This is a genomic window from Actinopolyspora mzabensis, assembly GCF_900101095.1.
GTDB classification, from domain to species: domain Bacteria; phylum Actinomycetota; class Actinomycetes; order Mycobacteriales; family Pseudonocardiaceae; genus Actinopolyspora; species Actinopolyspora mzabensis.
Genome location: NZ_FNFM01000009.1, coordinates 1 through 16,175 on the forward strand (window position 1 = coordinate 1; position 16,175 = coordinate 16,175).

The following is a 16,175-nucleotide window of genomic DNA, read 5'->3' on the forward strand; positions in this document are numbered from 1 at the left end:
GTGCTGGAGCGGGTGGCCTACGACCTGGCCGGTGGTCGGGCCACGGCGCGGCAGTGCGCGGAGACGGCGGTGGTGCTGGAGCGGGTGGCGCGGCAGCTGCGGGAGCACGCGGCGGCGGTGTCGTTCGGTGGTGGGGCCGTGGACGGTGTGGTCGATGCGGGTGTGCTGGGTGATGAGGGTGGTGGTGCCCGGTGATGGTGGGTTCGGTGTGGCCGGTGGGGACGGCGTTGGTGCTGGCCGGGGCAGCGGTGGTGTTGCGGTGCTGGTCGCGGCGGGGCGCCTGGCGTCCGCGTCATGCCGGGGGCAGTGGTCCGGCGGCCCACGGGGTGGCGGCGTTGCGGTTGCGGCCGTATTTCCGGGAGGAGCGGCCCACGGTGGAGTTGATCGGGTGGCCGCTGGTTGATCCGGATGAGCGGCCGCGGCTGTTCGCCCCGGCGGTACCGGGGCCGGTGGCGCCGTCGGTGGTTCCCGCGGCTGCCGAGGCTGGTGCGGCGGCTGGTACCGCGACCGGTACCGGACTCGCTGCCGGGGTCGGGGAGCCCGGGAGTGTCGAGAGCGGCCTGGGCAGCGCGGCCGAGCAGCCGGACCTGGTTGTCATGGGCAGAGTGTTGGCCGGGCTGCGGCGGCTCCAGAACCCCTGATCTCCTGAGCTCTGCCACTCCGACTTCTTCGCATCACCGCCTTGGCGCGGCCCGCAGTCATGGTCCGGGTGTCCCGACCAGCCCCGACACAGTGGCGGGACACCCGGACCGCCCCGACCTGGACCTCGTCAATTTCTCGCTTCGCTTCTATCGGTGCGTGCACCACGTGGCTTGAACTGGGGTGAGGGCACATTGGCTGGCGCCTATCTGGCAGCCATGGTCTTCCCGGCAACAAACCAAGCAGCGCTGCCATGCTCGTTGGTGCCGACTCAGGGAGATGGTCGGGTTGCATCTAGCCGGTCCTCGTGCTTTGTCGGGCTCTCGCGCTCGGGGCTGTGATCTTCTGTGATCGCCGCGATACGGTTCCTCCGTACCGCGAATCGGGAACTAGCATGGTGGCGAATGACTTTGAATGGTCCGCAAAACGTGCAGCGGCGGTTGTAACATCGCAGTTCGCAGAGGGTGCTCTCCACGTGGGTGGAGGTGGACCGGAATGCACCTGCGGCGGACCCTGGATCGCCATGTGCTCTCCACGGGGGTGGAGGCGGAGCCTGAGCTCCGGAGTGGTCAGAACGCGAGGGGATCTGAGTAGTCCTGCCGATGTCACTGTTCGGGTGAGGTCCGAGTCTGGCGGCATGTCCCAGGAGAGGAGCGCTGTAGGGGGACGCGGGGCGGCCGGAGCCGGTCGGTTCCGGCTGGCGACCGAGACGGCGGGGACGATTGTGGTCGTGGCCGCACCGGTCCTGCTGGTGGTGAGCATGGCCGGGTTCTACCTCGCGGCCGGTGTCGCGACCGGCTGGGACTACGAGGCCACCGAAGCGAGCTGGATCCTGCTCGGGGGATTCGGTTTCTACGTGTGGGCGATCATGCTCCTCGGAGCGCCGTTGTCGTTCCTGCTGTGCGGGGTGACCCGGCGTACTTCGTTGCCGGAGCGAATCGCGGTGCGCAGAGCGGTGCTCTTCGCCGCTGCGGCGGGGCTGCTCGTTCCCGAACTCATGCTGCTGGCCGCCGGATTTATGTAGGAATTCCGAAAACCCCGTTCGGCGGCGATTTCTCGCGAAATCGCCATATGGCTCCGGAGGTTGCGGCTGTCGCGTGGTTCAGTGCTCCCTCAGCTGGACTCGGTTTCCGGTGTGGTTTCCGGGAAGGCCGTGTTGATGGCACGGGCGCAGTCGAGAACGGCCAGGTCGGCCAGCAGCCAGCCACGGTGCGGTGGGGGAGTGGTGGGAGCTTCTTTCAACTGCTGAGTGAGCGCCAGGAAGGCCCCGGCGTCGGTGGGGTCCAGCTTCTCCGTCGAGGCCACGAGATCGCGCCACTGCTGCTCGGTCTCGTCGGTGAGTTCGATCCTTCGTATCCAACCGAGTAGCGCCGTCACGCTAGCCGAAGCCGACTCCGGGACACGGTCGAGTTGCCCCAGCCGCTCCCGTGCCGCGTCGAGTTCCTCGGTCGGGGCCATCTTCTCCTCCTCACCGACTTCGCTGTCTGGTCGCACCGGGGATGGTAAATCCCTGGTGGGCGCCGCTTCGTGGTGTGCGAGGTTCTGGTCCTCCCGTTTCTCTGATCGAGATCTCTGGTTCGGGGGCGGGATCTCCTGTGGTCGTCGCGGTACGGTTTCTCCGTACTTCTAATCTGAGACGATCGTGACGACGACCTCCGAATTCCTGCGGACAGCTCGTGCGTCCGTTGTCGTGAGGGGCGGCTCTGATTCGGCTCAGGCGGGACGGTGGTGCACGTACTCGATGATCGAACCGTCCGGATGTCGTACCGTCACCCCATTTCCCACCGGTGCTCGGAACGGCTGCTGCACCAGTTCCGCACCTTCCGCGCGCAGTCGGGTCAGGTAGGGCTCGATGTCCGGCACGAGCAGCGTCCCGACCGTGGCCCGGAACGGTTGCAGCGCTTCCGCCGAACCGCCGATGAGCAGGAAGCCTCCCACGGCGGTCAGCGTCAGGTTCTTCTCCGGATAGGGCATGACCATGTCCCGCCGAAGTCCCAACACCCTCTCATACCACGAGGTGGTCGCTTCGAGATCGGCGATATCCACGAAGACTCTCACGAACGTTCTCGGCTGCTGAAGGGTGCGGGAATCCGTGAGTTCACGCCAGAGTTGATCGAGCAAGAGGATTCCTTCCGTCGGCTTCCGGTTCGGACACCCCGAGCCTCCTGCCGCGAACCGGAGTCAGCCAGCGGCCGATTCGTACTGTTACCGACACTGACAGGCTCATGGAACGTGGAGGAGTGATGTCCACGACGACGATCCGAGGCGAACTCGGTGCGTTCCTGCGGGCCGCACGCGCTCAGCTCACCCCTGCCGATCTCGGACTGAACGTGCACGGCAGTCGCCGGGTCCGTGGCCTGCGACGCGAAGAAGTCGCCGCCGTCTCCGGGGTCGGGTTGTCGTGGTACACCTGGCTGGAACAAGGCAGGGTCGCCACCTCGCGGCAGGTGCTCGATGCGTTGGCGAGCACGTTGCGGCTGGGTGAACAGCAACACCGGCACGTGCTCGCATTAGGTGGATTCCAGCCTGGACTCCAGGAAAGTACCGATTCCGCCCGGCTTTCGGCGTTGCTGGCCGAGTGGTCGCGGAGCCCGGCGCTGCTGCTCGATCACCGGTTCGACGTGCACGCGGTCAACGAGGTGCACCACACGGTCTGGCAGTCGAACCCCGAGGTGCTGGAAGGAACGAACCTGCTGCTCGCGATGGCGACCGAGCCGGATTGGCGCGACGTCCTCGTCGACGAGCGGGAAGTGCTGTACGAACTCTTCCTGCGCTTCCGAGCTCAGGCGGACCTGCACCCAACCGACCCGAGATGCCACGAGGTGCTGCGAACGCTGCGGAACAGCCGCCCCGACCTGGCTCACTACTGGGAGTGCCGCGACGTCCGCGATTCCGGGACATGGCCGGTGCTCGTCACAGATGGGAGCGGAGGCAGGCCGCGATTCGACTTCACGCTGCTGCGTACCGATGGGACGTCCGGCTCGCTGCTCGTGCAGGTGCCGGGTAACGATGAAACCCGGGAGTGGGTGCGCGGGCGAACTTCACCGGGCGAGGTTCAAAACGTGCGGCGTCGGTTGTAACGTCGCAGGCCGCAGAGGGGTGCTCTCCACGCGCGTGGAGGTGGACCGACGCCGTCAACCGCCTCGACGCCCACTTGGCCGTGCTCTCCACGTGCGTGGAGGTGGGCCGTCGCCGTGCTCAATCTGCACGTTCCGACCGACGTGCTCTCCACGTGCCGTGGAGATGAGTGGTGGCCGCTCAGTGAAGTGGGAACCGCCTCAGCCGCCAGCCTCCTCCCGGAGCAACCGGAGTGCCGCCCGGTGCGCCCGGTGCAGTGGGGTGGCGTCCTGCCGCAGCGTCGCGCGCACCACGGCTCCCTCCAGCAGCAGGAACCACTCCTCGGCCACGTCGGACGGATCGGGGCACCCGGCCGCCTCGGCGATCTCCGTCAGCCACGTGCGGATTCCGTCCTTGTTCCGCTCGATGATCTCGCGGCCGGGGTGCTCGGGATCGGTCAGCTCCACCCCGGCGTTGACGAATCCGCAACCCCGGAACCCGTCCGCCACGGTCCACTCCTCGTAACCGTCGAACACCGCCGAGAGTCGCTGCTCGGCCGTCTCGCTTGCCGCCGACACGCGTGCCAGGGTTTCCCGCCAGCGCCGGTCCCGCTCGGCCAGGTGTTCGGCCACCAGCCCGTCCTTCGAGCCGAAGTGCGCGTACAGCGTCACCTTGGTCACCCCGGCCCGCGCCGCGAGTGTGTTGACCCCCACAGCCCGGATGCCGGACTCGTAGAACAGCCGCGATGCCGTGTCCAGGATGCGTTGTCTGGCAGAACCGGGTTCGCTGGTTCCTGGCCCACTCTGTTTCGTCTCCACCATCAGTTGTCACTATACAAACCGGTATGTAGGGTACGGCTGCCGGTAACCCCCGGCAGCGATCCGAGACGGAGGTAGTTCGATGAGTACCAGGCCCGCGGCAGTCGCGTTCGACGTGCTGGAGACCCTGCTGGATGTGCACGCCCTGCACACCCGCTTCACCGACATCGGCCAGCCGGCCGAGATGCTGCACCCCTGGTTCCTGCGCTTCCAGCGCGACGCGCTGGCGCTGGCGCTGAGTGGCGAGCTCGCCTCGTTCCCCGCGGTAGCCCGCCAGTCACTGCGAACCGAGAGCGAACACACCGCGAGCGAGGCCGACATCGAGCACGTGCTCGACGGCTTCGCCAACCTGCCCGCCCACCCGGACGCCGAACCCGCGCTGCGCAAGCTCTCCGAAGCCGGCGTACGCGTCGGCTGCCTGACCGTCGGCAGTCCGGAGAACACCGCGAGGTTCCTGGCCAACGTCGGTCTGGAGCAGTACGTCGACCAGGTGGTCACGGCCGACCAGGCGGGCATCTGGAAGCCCTCGCCCACCGTCTACCGGGCCACCGCCTATCAGCTGGAAGTAGCCCCCCGGGACATGGCGCTGGTCGCGGTGCACGCCTGGGACTGCCACGGCGCCAAGCGCGCGGGCTGCACCTCGGGCTGGTGCTCCCGGCTGGAGGGCGAACCGGGTGACGTCTTCGACGCGCCCGACGTTACCGGTGACGACCTCGTCACCGTCGCGGATCGGTTGCTGGCGCTGCCCACCCGGTGACGGACCCATTCCGGCGCCGCTCACGGCGGCCGGGCGGTGTGTGATTCGCCCGGCCGCGTGGCGCTGAGCCGTTGTCGGCGGGTTCCTGCCGGAAGCCTCGCCGTCACGAAGTCCAACTCCCGGATACTGCCGGTTCGTCCCCCAATAGGATGCTGTTGTTCGACGTAACTCGGCCGTCAGACGAGGAGGGGGCGAATGTCGGCAGGCGAAGGCTCGGAATTCCCGGCGTTTCCCGGGGCAGCCACGGCGTCTCACTGGGTGCTCACGGCGTTCCACGGGCGCGCGGGGGACCACAACGATCGTGCCATGGCCGGGGCGCGGGTCCTGGGCACCGAACTCGCCCGCCACATGCGGGCCGGGCTGACGCGGATCGGCCAGTCGCGTCCGGCGCTGAACGCGGGCTGGGAGACCGAACTCACCGCGGCACTACCGGAGCTGCGCAGGCTCGCCGACCGCTACGAGAGTCTGTTGGCAGCGGGAGCCAGGCCGGTCACGGCCGTGAACCGCTGCGCGGTCGCCCTGGCCACGCTGCCGGTGGTCGCCCGGCACCGGCCCGATGCCTGCGTGGTCTGGCTGGACGCGCATCCCGACCTGCACACCCCGACCACCTCGGACAGCGGCTATCTGGGTGGCATGGTGCTGGCCGGTGCCAGTGGGATGTGGGACTCCGGGCTCGGCGGGGAGCTGTCGCCGGGCAACATCGTGCTCGGCGGGGTGCGCGACATCGACGAGCCGGAACAGCGGTTGCTGTCCGAGGGCGCCATCAGTGCCGTGTCCGCCGGTGAGGACCTGGTGGACCGCCTCCGCGCCGCGATCGCGGGCAGGCCGGTGTACTTCCACCTCGACTGCGACGTGCTCGAACCGGGGCTGCTGGGCACCGACTACCGGGTGCCGGGCGGGCTCACGCTCGAAGGGCTGCGTGCGGTGGCCGGGATGCTCGCCGAGCACGAGACGGTCGGGGTGGAGCTCGGCGAGTTCGAGACGATCCAGCCCACCGGGGAGACCGACACGCAGGCGGCTCAGCGGTTGATCGAGGCAGTCTCGCCGCTGTTGGACAACACGCGCGGCTGACCCCAGCGGCCCTCCCGAGCGCCCCGAACGCTCGGGAGGGCCGGTCTTCGCTCCCTCGGAAGCCGTGGTGGTGTTCCGGCGGAGCCGTCGTTCCCGTACGGGACCGGTCACCCGGGTGTCACGGGCGGACCAGCACCTTGAGCGCCTCGCGCTCGTGCATGGCCCGGTAGCCCTCGGCCACGTCGTCGAGCCCGACCGTCTTGTCGAACACCAGGCCGGGTTGGACTCTGCCCTCCAACACGTCGGGCAGCAGCTCCGGGATGTAGTTGCGCGCCGGTGCCACTCCGCCGCTGATGGTGACGTTGCGGAAGAACGCCTCCGCCGACTGCGGGATGTTCGCGTAGGTCGGCGCGCCGACCCGGCCGATCGATCCGCCGTCGCGCACCACGCCCACGGCGGTGGCCAGCGAGTCGTCCGTGCCGACGCACTCCAGTACGTGTGGGGCGCCGTGCCCGCCGGTGAGCTCGCGCACCCGTTCGATGCCTTCGGCGCCGCGTTCCGGCACCACGTCGGTGGCGCCGAACCGCTTGGCCAGGTCGGTTCGGGGGGTGTGCCTGCCCATGATGACGATCCGGCCGGCGCCGAGGCGGGCGGAGGCGAGCACGCCGGACAGGCCGACCGCGCCGTCGCCGACCACGACCACGGTGGAGCCCTGCCGCACCGAGGCGGACACGGCGGCGTGATGTCCGGTGCTGAACACGTCGGAGAGGGTGAGCAGCGAGGCGCTCAACGCCTCGTCGGCCCCGCCGGGCAGCCGGACCAGGGTTCCTTCCGCGCGCGGCACGCGCACGGCCTCGCCCTGGCCGCCGTCCACCCCGTCGGAGCCCCACATCCCGCCGTTGACGCAGGAGGTGTGCAGCCCGTCGTCGCAGAACTCGCAGTTGCCGTCGGAGAAGGTGAACGGCGAGACCACCACCTCGCCGCGCTGCAGCGAGTTCACGTCGGAGCCGGTCTCCTCGACCACGCCGAGGAACTCGTGGCCGATTCGCTGTGGTTCGGCGGCCGATCCGTCCTCGGAACCGAGCCCGACGCCCCGGTAGGGCCACAGGTCGCTGCCGCAGATGCAGGCGTGGGTCACCCGCACGATCGCGTCGGTGCTCTCCCGCAGCGCGGGGTCGGGGACCTCGCCGACGCGGATGTCCTTCGGGCCGTGGAGCAGTGTTGCCTTCAAGTCTGTGAACTCCGGATGACGTGGGTTTTCGTTTTCAGGATTCGTCGCCGAGGGGTGTGCTCAGCGCAGGTCGACCAGCATCTTGCCGGTGTTCTCGCCGCGCATCATGCCGAGGAACGCCTCGGGTGCCTTGTCCAGGCCGTGCAGCACGGTCTCCTCGTGGTGGATCCGGCCCTGGCGCAGCCAGCCGCCGACCTCGGCCATGAACTCCGGGTACTTGTCGAAGTGGTCGATGACGATGAAGCCGCGCGCGGTGAGCCGTTTGCTGACCATCTGGAACATGCCGCGCGGTCCCGGCTGCGCGTCGACCTCGTTGTACTGCGAGATCGCGCCGCACATGGCGATGCGGCCGAAGTCGTTCATGGTGTGGATCGCGGCTTCCAGATGCTCGCCGCCCACGTTGTCGAAGTAGACGTCGATGCCGTCCGGTGCGGCTTCGGCCAGCTGTTGGTGCACCGGTCCCCGCTTGTAGTTGAAGGCCGCGTCGAATCCGAGGTCCTCGGTGAGGTGGCGGACCTTCTCGTCCGAACCGGCGCTGCCGATGACCCGGCGTGCGCCGTGCAGCTTGGCGAGCTGTCCGGCGATGGAGCCGACCGCGCCCGCGGCGCCGGAGACGAACACGACGTCGGTCTCGTGCAGCCCGGTGATCTCGAACAGTCCGGTGTAGGCGGTCAGCCCCGGTGCGCCGAGTACGCCGAGGAACGCGTTGGGTTCGGCCAGTTCCTGGTCCAATCGCCTCGCTGCCGCCGCGTCGAGCACGGCGTACTCGCGCCAGCCGAGCACGTGCATCACGAGGTCGCCGGGCTGAAAGCCCTCGGCCTCGGAGGCGACCACCTCGCCGACCGCCGCGCCGGTCAAGGGCTCACCGATCTGGAAGGGGGCCACGTAGGAGGGGCGGTCGTCCATCTGGCCGCGCATGGCCGGGTCGACGCTCATCACCAGGTTGCGCACCAGCAGTTGCCCGGCCGCCGGTTCGCCCACCGGCACGGTGGCGGTCTCGAAGGTCCTGTCGGTGGGCCACCCGCTGGGGCGTTCGGCGAGCCGTACTTCTCGTGCTGTCTCGGGCAGTGACAACTGCTTGTTCTCCCGGGGTCGTGGTTCGGTCGGGATCTCGTCCGCTTCATCCCACGGGCGAGCCCAATTTTCATTGTACACAACTCAAATTGCCAAGTTTGTATTGCGCGCAATTGATATTGTGTTCGCGGATACCGGGGCGAACCGTTCCCGGGACACGAGGCTTCCGTAGGAAGGGACGTCGTGATCGGCTGGAGTGCGAGCGGCTCGCCGGGACCGTGCGGTTTCGCCCCGTCCGCCGTTCGCCACCGAGCGGGGGGCGCCACGCGGCGGCACGATCGAACGTGGCGTGGACGAACCGCCGGTGAGCACCGGCTGAACCGACCGGAACGAGCGACTACAGGAGAGGACCCCACCCGTGGACCACGTTTCACTCGGTAGGACCGGAGTCAAGGTCAGCCCGCTGTGCCTGGGTGCCATGAACTTCGGCGCCTGGGGCAACCCGGATCACGACGACTCGATCCGAATCATCCACCGCGCGCTGGACGCGGGCATCAACTTCATCGACACCGCCGATGTGTACTCGCACGGCGAGTCGGAGGAGATCGTCGGCAAGGCCCTCGCCGACGGCCGCAGGGACCACGTCGTGCTGGCCACCAAGGCGCACGCCCCGATGGGCGAGGACCCCAACCAGCGCGGCAACTCGCGCCGCTGGATCGTCCGCGAGGTGGAGAACAGCCTGCGCAGGCTGGATACCGACCACATCGATCTCTACCAGATCCACCGGCCCGACCCCGACACCCACATCGACGAGACGCTGGGCGCACTGACCGACCTGATCCGGGACGGCAAGATCCGCTACGCGGGCTGCTCGACCTTCCCGGCCCACCGAATCGTGGAGTCGCACTGGGTGGCCGAACAGCGCATGCGGGAGCGGTTCGTCACCGAGCAACCGCCCTACTCGATCCTGACCAGGGGAATCGAGGCCGACGTGCTGCCGGTCGCCCGGGAGTACGGCATGGGTGTGCTCCCGTGGAGCCCGCTGTCCGGTGGTTGGCTGTCCGGCAAGTACCGGCGGGGACAGGACGCGCCGAACACCCACCGGGCCAACTTCATGCCCGACCGGTTCGACCCGAGCAAGCCCGACAACGTGCGCAAGCTCGACGCCGTCGAGGAGCTGGCGCGACTGGCCGCCGATTCGGGGATCACGCTGGTGGACCTGGCGCTGGCGTTCGTGCTCAGCCACCCGACGGTGACCGCGCCGATCATCGGTCCGCGCACCATGGAACAGCTCGAGTCCCAGCTCGGCGCGGCGGACATTCGCCTCGAGGCGGCGACGCTGGACCGCATCGACGAGATCGTGCCGCCCGGAACCACGCTCAACCCGGCCGATGTCGGTTGGACCCCGCCGGATCTGGAGCGCAAGGAGCTGCGCCGCAGGCGGTGATAACCCTGGGGCAGGAGCGGCTCGGCCGCCGTAGTGGCTCGGGTGGCACTGCGCCGAGGGGGCGGCGATTTCGCGAGAAATCGACGCCGCCACGAAGTCCGGGACGGAAAACCCCTCGCGGGGGTGTCGAGTGCCGGTGCGGATCGGAACGGTGGAAAGTCGTGGACCGATGGAAAGCCTCGGGCCGGTGGGAGTCCGCTCACTCCCGCCGGTCGATCTCCTCGGCGGCCTTGTCCAGGGCGGAGGTTACGTTGCTCAGCGCGCCGTGCAGCTCGCTGAGCTGCTGTTCGTCCAACCCTGTCGCGCGGAGGATCCGCCGGGGGATGTCACCGGCCCGCTCGCGCAGCGCGATGCCCTCCTCGGTGGGTTGCACCACCACCGAACGCTCGTCGGCCGGACTGCGTTCCCGGCGTACGAACCCCGCCTTCTCCAGTCGTTTGAGCAGCGGGGACAGCGTTCCGGAGTCCAGCCGCAGTGATTGGCCCAGCTCCTTGACGCTGCGCTCACCGTGCTCCCACACGGCCAGCATCACCAGGTACTGCGGATAGGTCAGTCCGAGCTCGGCCAGCACCGGCCGGTACAGCGTGTCGAACGCGCGCGAGGTGGCGTGCAGCACGAAGCACAGCTGGCGCTCCAATCGCAGCAGCTGTTCGGAATCCGCGGGTGGCATCGGCTCGTCCCCCGGTTCCCGCGCTTCGTCCGTTCGGTCCGACACGGTGCGCAGCATAGCAGTCGGTTGTGCACAATCAAATGACGTTACGTCGTGCTCCGTTCGCGGGGCGTCGTCCCGGCCCCACCCCGAAGCGGGTGCCGCGGAGCGACACCCCGGACCGGAGCCGAGCGTGACCTACCGGCGTCCGCTAGCCAAGCCCAGCAGCAGCAGCGCCCAGACCTCCTCGAATTGCGCGTCGAGCTCCGGATCGTCCCACTCCGAGGCGTGTGCGGGATTGTGGAACCGCGCGGTGGCCGTAAGTACACCCCTCGCGGCGCGATGCGGCTCCTCGACCTCGAACTCGCCGTGGGAGACACCGTCCGAGATGATCGAAGCGATCATCCCGACCAGCGTCTCCAGGTGCGTCCTGACCACCTCCCGCGACTCGGTGGCCAGCGCGTGGTAGGTCGCGAACAGCTCCGGGTCCTCCCGCGCCATCCGACGTTTGGTCGTGCTCAGCTGTTCCAGCCAGCTCCGGAGCCGTTCGGTGGTCGAGCCGTCGGCGGTGGTCAGCGGCCACAGTCGTGCGTTGACCCGCTCCAGCCAGCGCTCCGCCACGGCGTCGCGCAGCGCGGCCTTGTTGGGGAAGTGCCGGTACACGCTGCCGTGGCTGACCCCCAGGCTTCGGGCCACGTCCACCACGGTCGTCTTGCCGGGGCCGAAGCGGCGGAGGGTGTCCTCCGCCGCTTCCAGGATCCGTTCGGGGGTGAGTGCTTCGGTCACGAGGAGCCGTCCTCGGAGTCCCGCTCGCTGTCGAGCAGCGCCATGCCGCCCTCGTCGTAACGCTGTCCGGCCACGGCCCCCGGCGGTACCGCGCGCTCGATCGCGGCCAGCTCGTCGTTGGAGAGCTCGAAGTCCAGGGCGCCCAGCGCCTCGGTGAGCCGGTCGCGGCGACGGGCGCCGATCAGCGGCACGATGTCCGAGCCCTGCGCCAGCACCCAGGCGATCGCCACCTGCGCGACCTCGACGCCCTTCTCCCGCGCGATCGAGCGCAGCTGTTCGACGAGTTCCAGGTTGCGCTCCAGGTTCTCGCCCCGGAACCGGGGAAAGTGGGTTCGCGGGTCCCCCTGGTTGCTCTCGGAGCTCCAGTGCCCGGAGATCAGCCCCCGCGAGAGCACGCCGTAGGCGGTGACGCCGATGCCGAGTTCCCGGCAGGTCGGCAGGATCGACCGCTCGATGCTCCGCGAGATCAGCGAGTACTCGATCTGCAGGTCCACGATCGGGTGCACCGCGGCGGCCCGGCGGATGGTCTCGGAGCCCACCTCGGACAGTCCGATGTGGCGGACGTAGCCCGCCTCGACCATCTCCGAGATCGCGCCGATGGTGTCCTCGATCGGCACGTTGGGGTCGAGCCTCGCCGGTCGGTAGACGTCGACGTGGTCGGTGCCCAGCCGTTGCAGGGTCTGCGCCAGCGAGTTCTTCACCCCGGCGGGGCTGCCGTCGAAGCCGACGATCCCGCCGTCCGGATCGCGCATCGCGCCGAACTTGACGCTGATCTCCAGCGAGTCGCGGTCGTGCCGCCGCAGCGCCTCCCGCAGCAGCAGCTCGTTGTGCCCGCTGCCGTAGAAGTCGCCGGTGTCCAGCAGGTTGATCCCCGCTTCGACGGCGGCGTCGATGGTGGCGTGGCTCTCCCGCGTGTCGGCGGGGCCGTAGAAGTCCGACATCCCCATCAGGCCGAGGCCGAGAGTCGAGACCTCGGGACCGGCGTTGCCGAGTACGTGTCGTTTCATGCCTTCGACTATCATCCAAGCGATGACAGATGTCAATATCTGTCAGTACATATTCGTGATGTCATGAGGTTCACGGCTCGGTCAGCACCACCGGTCCGTCCTCGGTGACGGCCACCGTGTGCTCGCAGTGGGCGGCCCGGCCCCCGTCGGCGGTTCGGAGCGTCCAGCCGTCCGGATCGGTGCGGTAGTGGTCCCGGCCGCTCGGCAGCAGCATCGGCTCGATCGCCAGGACCAGCCCGGCGCGCAGCCGGAACCCCCGGCCGGGGCGCCCCTCGTTCGGCACGTGCGGCGCTTCGTGCATGGCGCGCCCTATGCCGTGGCCTCCGTGGTCGGCGAGCAGTCCGTATCCCTCCTCCCGTGCCGGTGCTCCGATGGCGTGTGCGACGTCGCCGAGCTTCGCGTCCGCGACCGCTGCCTCGATGCCGCGTCGCAGTGCGGCCTCGGTCGAGTCGATCAGCCGCTGGTCGGCGGGGCTCGCCGATCCGACCGTGAAGCTGATCGCGGCATCGCCGCACCATCCGTCCACGAAGGCGCCGCAGTCGATGCTGACCAGGTCGCCGTCTGCCAGTTCCGTGTCGTCGGGGATGCCGTGCACGACCGCGTCGTTGACGCTCGCGCAGATCACCCCGGGAAACGGCGTCGGTGCCCCGGAGGGCTGGTATCCCCGGAACGCCGGTACCGCCCCGGCTTCGTCGATGACCGCCTCGGCGGTGCGGTCCAACTCCAGCGGAGTGGTGCCCACCCGAGCGTTTCGGCGGACCTCCCGCAGGGCCTGTCCCACCACTCTCCCGGCCGCCCGCATGCTCGCGATCTGTCCGGGGGTCTTCAGCTCGATCACGTTGTCTCCTCGCGCCGCATGATTTCCAATAACAATACCGGTATTATTATTGGTTGCATGGTACGAGTGCCCCTCAGCTCCGACGAGATGGACCGGGGACGCAGGCTCGGTGCGATGATCCGCGCCGCTCGCGGGCCGGAGAGCATGAGCCGCACGGCCGAGAAGGCCGGGATCTCGGTCGAGACGCTGCGCAAGATCGAGACCGGGCGCATCCCGACGCCCGCCTTCTTCACCATCGCCGCACTGGCCGGAGTGCTGGACATTTCCCTCGATCGGCTGGCGCTGCACACGGACACCGCGCCGGATGACCCACCGCACGACGAGCCCGGGCGGGCCGACGCCTCCTGACCGGACGTTGGTGTCACGATCGTGCCTGAGCTGGCCGAAGGCGCGCCGGAGTTGGCCGAAGGACGGCTCCGGCGGGCGCTTTCGACGACCGGTGCCGAGATGCCCGAACAGCCCCGGCCCGGCCCGACTACAGCTCCGACTCGCTCCACGCGTCGACGACGACCTCGTCACCCAGCGAGAGCTTCCCCGTTCGCAGCACCGCGAACTTGCTTCCCAGGAACACCCCGGTTCGGGTGGCCGAGGTCCGGTACTGGGCCAGTGTCCTTATCGGTTCGGGACCCGCCTTGACGCCGGACCGCTGATCGACCCTGGTGACCCCGCAGCGTTTCGCGGGTTTGGCGTAGCCCAGTTCGGTCCCGCCGATGGTGACCCGTCGTGCCAGGTCCTCCGTGTGGGGCCGTCGCCAACCGGAGATCACGATGTTCGGTCGGAACCGGTCCATCGGCAGCCCGGACTCGCCCCTCGCTGCCAGCCTGCCGTTCAACTCCTCCAGAGTGGATTCCGACAGGAGCAGCAGCGGGCAGCTGTCTGCGTAGGCGGAACTCCCCGGCGTCAGGCCGTCCGTGGTGCGGTCGTGCTCCGGCGGTACGCACACCAGTCGACAGTGGGCACCGAGCACCTCGGAGAACCACTCCGCCGCTTCCTCGCCCTGGTCGATCCCCCGGTAGCTCGCGCCGTGCAGCGTCACGTCGCGCCGCGGCGGATCGGTGTCCACCTCGAGGAGCAGCTCCTCGACCCCGTCGCAGCGAAGCGTGAGCCGCTCACCGCCGTGGTCGATCTCGGGACGGACCCTCGCCAGCGACGGACTCCCGCGCTGCGTCCGGAACACCCCGTCCCCGTCGGTGACCATGAAAGCGCGGTCGTGTCGGAGTCCGGCCGGGGTCAGATCGATGTCACTCACCGAGTTACCGGCGCATCCCTTGACCGGATACCGGACCAGCTCCGAAACCTGGGCCATCGCGCCGAGTCTAGGGTCGGTGGCACCGAACCACAACTCCCCGTCAGCCCGGCCGGTCCGATTCGTCCAACCGCTGCCTGGCGATCCCAGGCCGCTGCCCGGCGTCCGGCGGCGGCACCACGGTGATCCCCGCATCGGTGAGCATGCTCAGGTCCAACCGCCACTCGCGGGTGGAACGCCGGTGCCACAGTTCGAACATCCCCTCGATGTGTTCCTCGGCGTCGTCTCGGCTCCACCCGTTGACGGCACACAGGTGGTCCAGCGCGGTCTCCGCCAGACCGCGCACGCGGGCCAGCCCGAAGTGCGTGGCGGTGTGGCAGGCGTCGCACAGGCAGATCAACCGCCGCAGCGCCTGCACCGCTTCGGTCTCGTCGTAGGACCACCGCTCGTGCGCCTCCAACCTGCGGGGAATCGAACGATCCTCCCGCGCCCCGCAGATCTCGCACGCGGCCCCGGCACGACGCACGATCATCCGTCGCAGTCGTTCCCAGTCCCCGGCGGTGACGCACGAGCGCACGTTGGTGAACCAGCAGGACGAGGGAACGAGGTCCACGAACAGGCCGGTGCCGAACCCCCTGTCCTCGCCGGGAAGCAGCTCCGGTACTTCCGGCAGCGCCTCCCAGCGAGTCAACGCCGACATTCCCTCGCGGGGTGCGTACCAGCGCTTCTCCCGCGGGTCCCAACGAGCTCCCAGCGCTTTTGCCTCGTTCTTCTCCGCGTAGGGCACGTCGAGCCAGTGGCGTTCCGGCACGGCTCACACCCCCGAAACGGTGCTCGGTTCCGTACTTCCACGTACCGGCCAGGAGTCCGCCTCCTCGCGCACCCGCTCGGCACGCTGCCGCAGTCGCCGCTGTTCGGCCGGTTCCGAGGCCCTGCCCGCCTGTTTGTCCAGGTAATCCGCGAAGTTCCTGGTCTGCGCCCGGTACCAGCCGACCTGGTTGTCGTGCAGCTGCTCCAGAGGAACCTCGCCGACCTGCTCGGGGTAGCTCTTGGCCAGTCGCCAGGCCAGTCGCGCGGCGGCGAGCGCGTCCCCGTCCGAGGTGTGCGCCCCGTCGGCACGCACCCCGTGGTGCTCGCACAGCGCCCCGAGCGTCCGCTTGCCCTTGCGGTACCGGTCGAGCTGCCGGTCGATGCAGAACGGATCGACGACCGGGCCGGCGATCGGCAGGTCACGTCCGTGGTGCCTGCGCAGTTCCGCGTGCAGCACGGAGAGGTCGAAGCTCGCGTTGAACGCGATCAACGGGGTGCTCGGTCGCCACGATTCCGAGAGCGTCGTCGCCAACTCGTCCACCACCGCTGCCGCGGCCCTGCCGTGGGTGCGCGCGTGCTCGGTGGTGATGCCGTGCACCTCGCTGGACTCCTCCGGGATCTCGATACCGGGGTCCGCGAGCCAGTTGCTGGAGACGGGATCGCGCCCCGGCACGATCGAGATCAGCGTCGCGGTCACGATGCGGTCCGTGTCCGTGTCGACGCCCGTGGTCTCCAGGTCGAAGGCGAGCAACGGGCCGTCGGCCCAGCAAACACCGGAATCGTCCATGATTCGAAAGTACCCGCCCTGCCACGTGGTGTGTCCAGCCGTGGGTGTCCGACCGCGGCTAAGGTCCCGGTCACGCGC

20 protein-coding genes are annotated in these 16,175 nt (G+C 69.1%); 8 read left to right on the forward strand and 12 right to left on the reverse strand.

The genetic code is table 11. The features are described 5' to 3' along the window. From BLR41_RS15450 to BLR41_RS15460, 3 genes are all read left to right on the forward strand, one after another. On the forward strand, window positions 1-195 hold a 195-nt coding region (locus tag BLR41_RS15450; protein WP_245694277.1), incomplete at its 5' end, for a hypothetical protein. Next, a complete protein-coding gene (locus BLR41_RS15455; RefSeq protein WP_143013094.1) occupies window positions 195-641 on the forward strand; it encodes a hypothetical protein in 447 nt (148 codons plus the stop codon). The genes BLR41_RS15450 and BLR41_RS15455, both read left to right, overlap by 1 nt. Before the next feature lie 635 nt (window positions 642-1,276). After that, on the forward strand, window positions 1,277-1,663 hold the full coding sequence (locus tag BLR41_RS15460) for a hypothetical protein (RefSeq protein WP_143013095.1): 387 nt from the start codon (window positions 1,277-1,279) through the stop codon (window positions 1,661-1,663). 89 nt (window positions 1,664-1,752) lie between these two features. Here the strand turns inward: BLR41_RS15460 and BLR41_RS15465 are convergent, their stop codons facing one another. Both BLR41_RS15465 and BLR41_RS15470 read right to left on the reverse strand, forming a co-directional pair. Next, entirely contained in the window at window positions 1,753-2,133 is a 381-nt protein-coding gene (locus BLR41_RS15465) for a hypothetical protein (protein WP_245694278.1), read from the reverse strand. A 219-nt stretch (window positions 2,134-2,352) separates the two neighbouring features. Further along, window positions 2,353-2,760, reverse strand: coding sequence for a VOC family protein (locus BLR41_RS15470; protein ID WP_092629280.1), 408 nt, complete (start codon window positions 2,758-2,760; stop codon window positions 2,353-2,355). Window positions 2,761-2,882: 122 nt separating this feature from the next. On the opposite strand from BLR41_RS15470, the gene BLR41_RS15475 reads away from it, so the two are divergent. Further along, window positions 2,883-3,719 (forward strand): helix-turn-helix transcriptional regulator, encoded by an 837-nt coding sequence (locus tag BLR41_RS15475; RefSeq protein WP_176798007.1) that lies wholly within the window; start codon window positions 2,883-2,885, stop codon window positions 3,717-3,719. Window positions 3,720-3,917: 198 nt separating this feature from the next. On the opposite strand, the gene BLR41_RS15480 is transcribed toward BLR41_RS15475, so the two are convergent. Continuing rightward, window positions 3,918-4,517, reverse strand: a complete 600-nt coding sequence (locus BLR41_RS15480; RefSeq protein ID WP_092629284.1) for a TetR/AcrR family transcriptional regulator — start codon at window positions 4,515-4,517, stop codon at window positions 3,918-3,920. Between the two features lie 79 nt (window positions 4,518-4,596). Here BLR41_RS15480 and BLR41_RS15485 point away from each other — a divergent pair, with 79 nt between their 5' ends. Then, window positions 4,597-5,271, forward strand: coding sequence for a haloacid dehalogenase type II (locus tag BLR41_RS15485; protein WP_092629285.1), 675 nt, complete (start codon window positions 4,597-4,599; stop codon window positions 5,269-5,271). 195 nt (window positions 5,272-5,466) lie between these two features. Beyond that, a complete protein-coding gene (locus BLR41_RS15490) occupies window positions 5,467-6,342 on the forward strand; it encodes an arginase family protein (protein ID WP_092629287.1) in 876 nt (291 codons plus the stop codon). A 118-nt stretch (window positions 6,343-6,460) separates the two neighbouring features. On the opposite strand, the gene BLR41_RS15495 is transcribed toward BLR41_RS15490, so the two are convergent. Both BLR41_RS15495 and BLR41_RS15500 read right to left on the reverse strand, forming a co-directional pair. Beyond that, window positions 6,461-7,513: an alcohol dehydrogenase catalytic domain-containing protein gene (locus BLR41_RS15495; protein ID WP_092629288.1), complete on the reverse strand. Its 1,053-nt coding sequence runs from the start codon at window positions 7,511-7,513 to the stop codon at window positions 6,461-6,463. Window positions 7,514-7,573: 60 nt separating this feature from the next. After that, a complete protein-coding gene (locus BLR41_RS15500; protein ID WP_218120170.1) occupies window positions 7,574-8,587 on the reverse strand; it encodes an NADP-dependent oxidoreductase in 1,014 nt (337 codons plus the stop codon). A gap of 358 nt (window positions 8,588-8,945) precedes the next feature. On the opposite strand from BLR41_RS15500, the gene BLR41_RS15505 reads away from it, so the two are divergent. After that, on the forward strand, window positions 8,946-9,974 hold the full coding sequence (locus tag BLR41_RS15505; RefSeq protein WP_092629289.1) for an aldo/keto reductase: 1,029 nt from the start codon (window positions 8,946-8,948) through the stop codon (window positions 9,972-9,974). 199 nt (window positions 9,975-10,173) lie between these two features. Here the strand turns inward: BLR41_RS15505 and BLR41_RS15510 are convergent, their stop codons facing one another. The 4 genes from BLR41_RS15510 to map all read right to left on the reverse strand — a co-directional run bounded on the left by BLR41_RS15510 (window position 10,174) and on the right by map (window position 13,254). Next, window positions 10,174-10,644 carry a transcriptional regulator, SarA/Rot family gene (locus BLR41_RS15510; protein ID WP_092629575.1) on the reverse strand — a complete coding sequence of 157 codons (471 nt, stop codon included), beginning with the start codon at window positions 10,642-10,644 and terminating at the stop codon, window positions 10,174-10,176. A gap of 177 nt (window positions 10,645-10,821) precedes the next feature. Further along, entirely contained in the window at window positions 10,822-11,409 is a 588-nt protein-coding gene (locus tag BLR41_RS15515; protein WP_092629291.1) for a TetR/AcrR family transcriptional regulator, read from the reverse strand. Continuing rightward, entirely contained in the window at window positions 11,406-12,416 is a 1,011-nt protein-coding gene (locus tag BLR41_RS15520) for an aldo/keto reductase (protein ID WP_092629292.1), read from the reverse strand. Before BLR41_RS15520 ends, BLR41_RS15515 begins: the two co-directional genes overlap by 4 nt. A 70-nt stretch (window positions 12,417-12,486) precedes the next feature. Further along, a complete protein-coding gene (gene map, locus BLR41_RS15525) occupies window positions 12,487-13,254 on the reverse strand; it encodes a type I methionyl aminopeptidase (protein ID WP_092629293.1) in 768 nt (255 codons plus the stop codon). A gap of 57 nt (window positions 13,255-13,311) precedes the next feature. Between map and BLR41_RS15530 the strand changes: the two genes are divergently transcribed. Continuing rightward, a complete protein-coding gene (locus tag BLR41_RS15530) occupies window positions 13,312-13,602 on the forward strand; it encodes a helix-turn-helix domain-containing protein (RefSeq protein ID WP_092629295.1) in 291 nt (96 codons plus the stop codon). Window positions 13,603-13,729: 127 nt separating this feature from the next. Here BLR41_RS15530 and BLR41_RS15535 read toward each other — a convergent pair whose 3' ends face one another. From BLR41_RS15535 to BLR41_RS15545, 3 genes are read right to left on the reverse strand one after another with little or no spacing between them, the layout of a single operon-like run. Further along, window positions 13,730-14,560, reverse strand: a complete 831-nt coding sequence (locus tag BLR41_RS15535; protein WP_092629297.1) for an MOSC domain-containing protein — start codon at window positions 14,558-14,560, stop codon at window positions 13,730-13,732. Window positions 14,561-14,603: 43 nt separating this feature from the next. Next, a complete protein-coding gene (locus BLR41_RS15540; protein WP_092629299.1) occupies window positions 14,604-15,311 on the reverse strand; it encodes a DUF5710 domain-containing protein in 708 nt (235 codons plus the stop codon). 3 nt (window positions 15,312-15,314) lie between these two features. After that, a complete protein-coding gene (locus BLR41_RS15545) occupies window positions 15,315-16,097 on the reverse strand; it encodes a DUF6381 family protein (protein ID WP_092629301.1) in 783 nt (260 codons plus the stop codon). Between the last annotated feature and the right edge of the window lie 78 nt (window positions 16,098-16,175).